This window comes from Streptomyces colwelliae (genome assembly GCF_048158785.1).
GTDB lineage: Bacteria > Actinomycetota > Actinomycetes > Streptomycetales > Streptomycetaceae > Streptomyces.
In genome coordinates this window covers 44,208-51,018 of the sequence record NZ_JBLTJC010000030.1, presented here as the reverse complement: position 1 = coordinate 51,018, position 6,811 = coordinate 44,208, and the positions used below count along the sequence as shown (strand labels likewise).

Below are 6,811 nucleotides of genomic sequence, written 5' to 3'. Positions count from 1 at the left end.
GTCTCCGCCGGCCGGGATGTGCGGATAGACGCAGTCGACAAGGTCGTACGACTGCGCGTCGCCGCATCCGGAGCCGACCACCGCGCAGACCGGCGAACTGTCTCCGCCAGCCTCGGTCCACACGCCGGGCCAGTCGGGATGCTGCTCGGTCACATGCGCGGCGCAGTGCCGGCACTGGACCTTCTGTTCCTTGCCGGTCAGCCGCCTGGCGGACCGTGCCCGGGTCGCGTCGACGACGTGCGGCACCCTCTGCGGCGAGTCCATTCCGGTAAGGAGCGAGCGTTCGCAGGACGGCCCGAACTCGTTCTCCACGCTGACCCACACGTCCGGCCAGTGCGGGTGCCGGTTGGTGACCGGCATACCGCAGCCGGCGCAGCTGTGCGCGTCCAGACCTTGTGCCTGGAACAGGGTGAAGATCTCTGCCGGCAGAGGGTCGCAGACGCCGCCGGGTCCATCAGCGAGCGGTGGGAGGGCGAACAGCGGCAGGTCCTTCTCCGCAAGCCGTACGTCCTCCCAGGTCTCCAGCCCGGCCACGGGCACACTCTGTGTCCAGCCGACGCGGGGCACGCTGGTGGTCGACGGCCGCTGTACGACCTCAAGGTCGGGGCGGCGCAGCCCTGGGGGCACGTACTCGGACAGGGCCAGGCGCAGCTGCTCAACGGCCTGGTCCCGGTCCTCGGCGCTAAGCCAGGACGTCTTCACCAGCTCCCGTAGGTAGCCCCGCGGGTACAGCGTCACCTCGTACCGCCAGCCGTCCTCGCCCCGGCGCAAGCCCCGCTCGTACTCACCGGAGTCGTCGAACGCGAAGCACGACAGGAGACCGCCGGCTTCCTCCGCCGCTGCGAGCGCTTCGGCGACCGTCGCGAAGGAGTCGGTGAAGTCACCCCACGGCGTGCTCATCGGCTCATAGTCGTCCATGGAGGTCAGACATGGCATCTGCGCCGCCAGCGCGTTGAAGACGGCGGTGTTCCGCGATGCTGCGGCTGTGCGCTGCTTCGCCTGCTTCGCGTGCTTGGCCGCCCGCTTCTGCTGCGCCCTTTTCCCCATCATGCCTGCCTGTGTCGAAGAGGTGGATCTCTCGCCGGTTCAACTGCATGGCGGGCTGTTCGTCACGTGACGCGGGCGAAGAGTGCCTGTGTGGCCGTGTCGAGGTGGTGGATGGGTGCGGTCTTGCACGCGGCCGCACCCATCGGTGTGGGTGTTTCAGTTGGTACGTGGCGGGGTCATCCGGGCGTGCAGCAGGGTGCTGCGGGTGAGTTCGCTGCCCTGCCTGTGGTCCTCGTTGAGGAGTGCGGTCAGGCCCTTGGGCGCCTTCCAGTGCTCGCGGAGGTTGAGGGTGGCGCCGAGGTCGTCCAGGAGCGCGTCGATGACCATCGCGGCTTCGCTGGGACGGTCGCCCCCTCCGTTGCCCCACCACAGGTGCTCGGATGGTGTGCATGGGGCGGGGTGGACGTGGTCGTCGCTCGTCAGGACCCACACCGTGTGGTGCAGCACGACCGAGGTGAGTTCCGCGCCGCCGGCCGGAAGGGACAGCGGGGCGTAGAAGCGCCACACCGGCCTCCCTCCGTCGTCGGGGGTACGCAGGACGGGCATGTCGGTGAGCGGGTCGATGAAGAACGCGTCCGCCTTCTTGCCCTGGGCGAGGACGACGTGGGCGGCGGTCGGGTCGCACATGGTGAGCCGACGGGTCCACCGGTCGCTGATGGTGCCGGTGCTCACCGGCACCTCGGCGAGCGCGCCGAACGGCAGCAGGGCCGGCTCGCGGCCGACGGCGACTTCGAGGGCCGCGACGGCTTCCGGGTGATTGCTCAGGGCGAGCTTGCTCCAGCCGGCCTTGAGGATCTGGCGCTCGCCCCCGACGGGCAGGGGGTGGTGGCTGCGGTCGGGTACGGCGGCGATGGCAACGGGATTGCGGGTTTCGCCGTATCCCTCCTTGCCGAAGATCTCGTTGTCGTGCGTGGTGTGGTCGATGCGCTCGTTACGGATGTCGTTGGCCATGTCCGTCGCGGCCAGGTGTGAGGTGACGTCGAAGGCGTCATTGCGCGCTGCGCGGCGCAAGATCTTCTCGTTGGCGTTGGGCGGCACCTCCACGACGGCCGCCGGAGCGCCGGGCTGCCACTCACGGATCAGCTGGGGCAGGCGCAGCAGGTGAGGCCACCAGGGCAGATCCTGCCCGGCGAGTGCGGCGACGTCGCCCCAGTCGGCTTCGTACTCGATGCCCGGGTGCGCGGTGTCGGAGGCGACCAGGGACGGCCCGCGGAAACTCATGTCCCCGTACAGGGCGCAGACGGTCACCACACTGTCCGGGTTGCCGGAGGCGGCAAGGGCGGAGGCGACATCGGTGGCGACCCTTCGATCGTCGCAGTGCACGACGCGGATCGTGCCCACGGCGGTGTGCCAGTCGAGCGCTGGCCCGCGCACCGTGTCCTGGAATCCGGCCCACCGGCCGGCCGGCAGGTCCTGCTCCCGCGGGCGCAGCAGGACGGCGCCGCGGTGGGTGAACTCGGGGGTGTCCGCCGCCCATCGGTAGACCTGGGTGCCGTCCCAGACCTCCTCGGGCTCCTTCTTCTCGCCGAACCCCGCGAACGGGTTGTACGGCGGCTCGGTCGGCTGTGGGAAGTCGTCGTACTTGCGTGCCAGGCGCCACAGCCCGAAGGAGTTGATGCCCAGAATCTGCTGGACCTCCGCCCTGGACAGATAGCTGTCACTCACGCCCATACCGCTACTCCTCACCGTCCCCAGAGCCGAGTTGGCCCAGGCCAGATCATGGAGCGGACCGGGCAAGCAGCACGCCAGAGCCGCTCTTCCTGCCCTGTTTCCCACCCGCATTGGCCGAGAACGTGCTGTTGCCGCCGCGGATCAGGGCGTGACGGGCTGCAAAGCCCGTACAGGTCACGGCACTCGGGAGGGTGAGCAACCGAGAACGCCCCGGGCCGGCGCAGCGCAGCCCGTACGCTTTCCCCGTGACGACCGCCCCCGCCCCGCAAGCTGTCCAAGACCTTCTGCGGCGGGCCCTGCTCGCCTTCGACGCCCGCGCCCTGCACACCGGCGGTGAGGCCGGCGCCCATACCGCTGTGTTCCTCGGCGACCTGGCCGCGGACATCCTGCCTGCCATGGACGCCGCCGAAACCGAAACGGCTCGCGAGGAGCTCGCGGAGGCGTACCGGTGCCTCTCGCTGGCGGGCGAGAACCCGCTCCGCCAGAGCTGCACGGAACGCGAGTCGATGGTGAACATCGCCGTCCACGCCCTGGCCCGAGCCATGTTGCGCTGCGACACCGGCAGGACCCCGTCGGAGGAGGAGGTGCACGAGCTGCTGAGTGGTCTGTGGACCGCCTCGCTGCTGGCGTGGGCGCAGATCTTCCCCGCCCACCTGGACGGCGGGTCACCGCCGTGCGCCTGCGGAGCTCTGGGCACGCGCCCGGTCATGGCCCCGGCGACGGGGGCCTGAGCGGTGCGGCGGGCCTTCCCTGAGATCTCCGGCCGCGGGCTCGCCGCCCTCGGGACCGAGCTGCCGGCCCTGGCCGCGATCCGGGTGGCCCTGACCGGCGGCCGCAGCGGGAAGTTCCACGTCCCCCACCCCGACCTGCGCCGCTTCAGTTCCGACGCTTGCCGGTTCGCCAAGCCGGCCGCCGAGGCCTCCACTCATCCGCTCGTCGAGGTCTTCGCGCAGATCTGCAAGAAGTGCGACATCGTCCTGCCGAAGGCGCCCGATGCCCTGTGGCGGGCGGCCGCTTTCGCCGCCCAGCGCCAAGACCAGCTGGACCGCTGCCGGACCGACCGGGAGCCGCAGACCTGGCTCGGGTACGCGCGGCACGCCGCCCGGTGGGCACCGGGTGACGACGAGCAGTTCCGGCGCTGGCTGGACACCGCCCGCACCGACTCCACTTTGGCCGCCGATGCCGCCGTGCTCGCCGACGCCTGGCAGCAGCTGGCAGCCCAGTTCCGCGGCTTCCTGGAGGAGTACGCCGCCCAGTGCCCTGAGGTCGAGGCATACAACGGCGCCCGGGACGCGGTGCGACGCTGCGCCGACACCGACCAGCGCCGGGAGCTGGACCAGATCGGCGCGGCGGTCGGCAACCTCTCGCGCCGGCGGGCCCGGATGTACGAGCCAGAACCGCGCCTGGACATGTGGACCCTGGTATGCGGGGTGTGGCTTGCGGCCCGCTCGCGAGGCCGTGGCGCCGAGCAGTCCGCCGACCTGACCCGCGCCGCCGTCGCGGACGAGCTGAAGGGCACCCGAGTGCGGGACGTCACCCAGCTACCCGTGCCGCCGCGCACCCCCAGTGACCGGCACGCAGACCCGGCAGCGTGGGCGGACGCCGAGCTGGCCCTGTGGTGGCCGCAGGCCGTGACAGCCGCGTGCACCCGCCTTGAGGAAGAGTTCGAGGCGGAATCCGCCGCCATGTCCGCGCGACTGCTGCTGGTACGCGACTGGCCGCTCACCGGCACCCGCGACACCCCGGTCGCCTACCTGGCCGCCTCCCCCGTACTGGGCCCGGTCGTCCCCCACGGGCACCGCGAGGTCGACGACTACGTGTCCTGGAGCGGCGGCGACACCGCCGGACCGTCCTACGCGGCGGTCGTTGCTGCCCCGGCGCACCTGGTGGCGAAGCTGGAACGAGAACAGGCAGCCCAGCCCTCCCACTACGAGCCGCGGTTCACCGCCGGCGGCCCGGTCACCGGCGGCGCGGCAGACCAGGCGGCAGCCGAGGCACTGCTGCGGCAGGCGTTCCCCTTCCTGCCCGGCGACGGCGACCGCGAGCCGTCCACCCCGACGGACGAGGTCCTCGAGCAGCGCCGCGCCCGGCGTGCGGCCGACCGGCCGTGGCGCGACGGAGCGGGCGAGGAACGCGCCTACCGCATCGCGAGCGCCCTGCGCGACGGGTACGGCTGCTGGATTCCCGACAGCCCCCAGGCCCCGGCCGAGCTGGAGGAGATGGCGCCCTGGCTGCGCTGGAGCGCGCTGCGCCTGGACGTGCTGTGCGGCCGTGACGCTGAACAGCACTCGTGGGCCACCCTGTTCGGGACGCTCGAAGCCGTCGACAGCGCTGGCATCGCACTCAACCCCGGCGGCCGGCACCTGCCGCTACACGTCCCCGTGCACCGGATCGTCGCCCTGACCGGCGCCCCGCACTGGGAGCGCAGCCAGCAAACCCCCGCACTGTGGCAGCCCTACCAGCTGCTTCCCACGCCACCCACAGGTCCGGGCTCCGAGCCCGGCCGCCTTCGCGTCGTACCGGGATCCGCCGGCGCGCGCTGACCAATCTCCGAAAATGACCGCCGCACCCCGCACCCCGCACCCCGCACCGAGACCGGCACGGCTGCGGAACACCACCCACAAAGTGAGATCCGGGTCACAGCCGTACCGTCCAATCGTGGACGCCGGCGCGCCCCTTCGTGGCCATGATCAGATCCTCACCCACGACCAAGGGGGCATCGCTGTGCCGGTCCTGCGCCAGATCACCACCTGCACCACACCGTCGACCGTCGTCGTCGAACGCCGCACCCGGGCACGGGACCGGCCGGTGGACTACCGACTGGAGGTCTGCCGCCGCCACCGGTGGCTGGCGGACAGATGGACTGGGCGACGCGGCCCCGAAGGCGCCGGCGGCCGGTGCGGCACCGTCACGGACTACCGGCCCTTCGCCGCGATCATGCAGTCCCATTCCGACCTGTGGCTCCGAGCGTTAACCACGAACGCCCCGGAGGACCACGGCGGCGACCTCGCGGCCGCGCTCCGCGCGGGATTCGAGTGGCTGACCACCTACCGGGAGCCGACCGGCGTGGCCACGGCACTGGAACACGCGGCCCGGATCGCCGAGGCGACCGCGGCCGGCATCTTGCAACCGGCCGAGGGCCAGGCGCAGGTCCTGGCCGCGCTCAGCCTGGCGGAGACGCTCGACGCCGGCGCACGGGGAGCATGAGCCGGCGCCGTACGAGGCCGATGTGCCCGAGCCGTAGGGTCGAAGCAGACCGGCCCGTCACGGGGAGGCCGGGCTGTGTACGTAGGAGTCTCTTTTGTCCGCCCTCAGCGTTGCCCTGACCGCCGTCGTTGGAGCCCTGGCCGGTGCTGCGGCCCGCCCTGCGGTCTTCGCTCGCTCGGTCCCGGCGCCCGCATCCGCCCGCAGTGCCTGCCCGCACTGCGGCAGCGCCGTCCTGGGACGCCGGCTGCCCGTACTGCCCGTCTCCGGACGCTGTCCGGCGTGCGCACAGGCGATCGGACCGCGCGCCCTCGTGCCGGAGACGGTGGCCGCCGCCGCGTTCGCCGTGGTCGCAGCGGGCGCAGCGAGCGGCTGGTTCGCCGCCGCCCAGTACTGGGTCGCCGCGTGCGGTGTCGCCCTCGCGCTGATCGACCTCGCCGTGCAACGGCTTCCCGACGTGCTCACCCTCCCCGCCTGCGGCGGGACTCTCATCCTGCTCACCGCGGCCGCGCTGGCCGGCGAGACCGGCAGCCTGGGCCGCGCGGCGGCCGCCGCCGGCGTGCTCACCGCCGTCTTCCTCCTCATGGCGTTCTCCGGCGCCATGGGACTCGGCGACGTCAAGCTCGCACCGGCCATCGGGGCTCTCCTGGGCTGGAGCAGCTGGACGGCCCTGTTCTGGGGAGCAGCCGCGGGATTCGTCGTCGGCGCGGTGTCGGAGGTGGCACGGCTGACGGCCCGCCGCGCCCGCCGCACGCACGTCTCCTTCGGCCCCTACATGGTCATCGGGGCCCTCGCCGTCTCCGTCACCACAGCCTGACCGTCGCCGCCGCGGGGCTCTCGGAAATACCGCTTCCTGTAATAGCTCTTCCTGCATATCGATTCCCGGAAC

General features: G+C 72.1%; 6 protein-coding genes. 4 read left to right on the top strand and 2 right to left on the bottom strand.

Annotated elements, in window-relative coordinates:
* Both ACNFOC_RS09495 and ACNFOC_RS09490 read right to left on the bottom strand, forming a co-directional pair.
* On the bottom strand, positions 1–1,050 hold a 1,050-nt coding region (locus ACNFOC_RS09495), incomplete at its 3' end, for a hypothetical protein (RefSeq protein ID WP_416958614.1).
* A gap of 153 nt (positions 1,051–1,203) precedes the next feature.
* Positions 1,204–2,718, bottom strand: coding sequence for a hypothetical protein (locus ACNFOC_RS09490; RefSeq protein ID WP_212728708.1), 1,515 nt, complete (start codon positions 2,716–2,718; stop codon positions 1,204–1,206).
* 245 nt (positions 2,719–2,963) lie between these two features.
* On the opposite strand from ACNFOC_RS09490, the gene ACNFOC_RS09485 reads away from it, so the two are divergent.
* From ACNFOC_RS09485 to ACNFOC_RS09470, 4 genes are all read left to right on the top strand, one after another.
* Positions 2,964–3,449, top strand: coding sequence for a hypothetical protein (locus ACNFOC_RS09485; protein WP_329449034.1), 486 nt, complete (start codon positions 2,964–2,966; stop codon positions 3,447–3,449).
* A 3-nt stretch (positions 3,450–3,452) separates the two neighbouring features.
* The gene (locus ACNFOC_RS09480) at positions 3,453–5,261 is read left to right on the top strand and encodes a hypothetical protein (RefSeq protein WP_416958612.1); all 1,809 of its coding nucleotides are present in this window, start codon (positions 3,453–3,455) and stop codon (positions 5,259–5,261) included.
* Positions 5,262–5,376: 115 nt separating this feature from the next.
* Entirely contained in the window at positions 5,377–5,925 is a 549-nt protein-coding gene (locus ACNFOC_RS09475) for a hypothetical protein (RefSeq protein WP_416958610.1), read from the top strand.
* 94 nt (positions 5,926–6,019) lie between these two features.
* On the top strand, positions 6,020–6,739 hold the full coding sequence (locus ACNFOC_RS09470; protein ID WP_200725445.1) for a prepilin peptidase: 720 nt from the start codon (positions 6,020–6,022) through the stop codon (positions 6,737–6,739).
* Positions 6,740–6,811 lie beyond the last annotated feature (72 nt).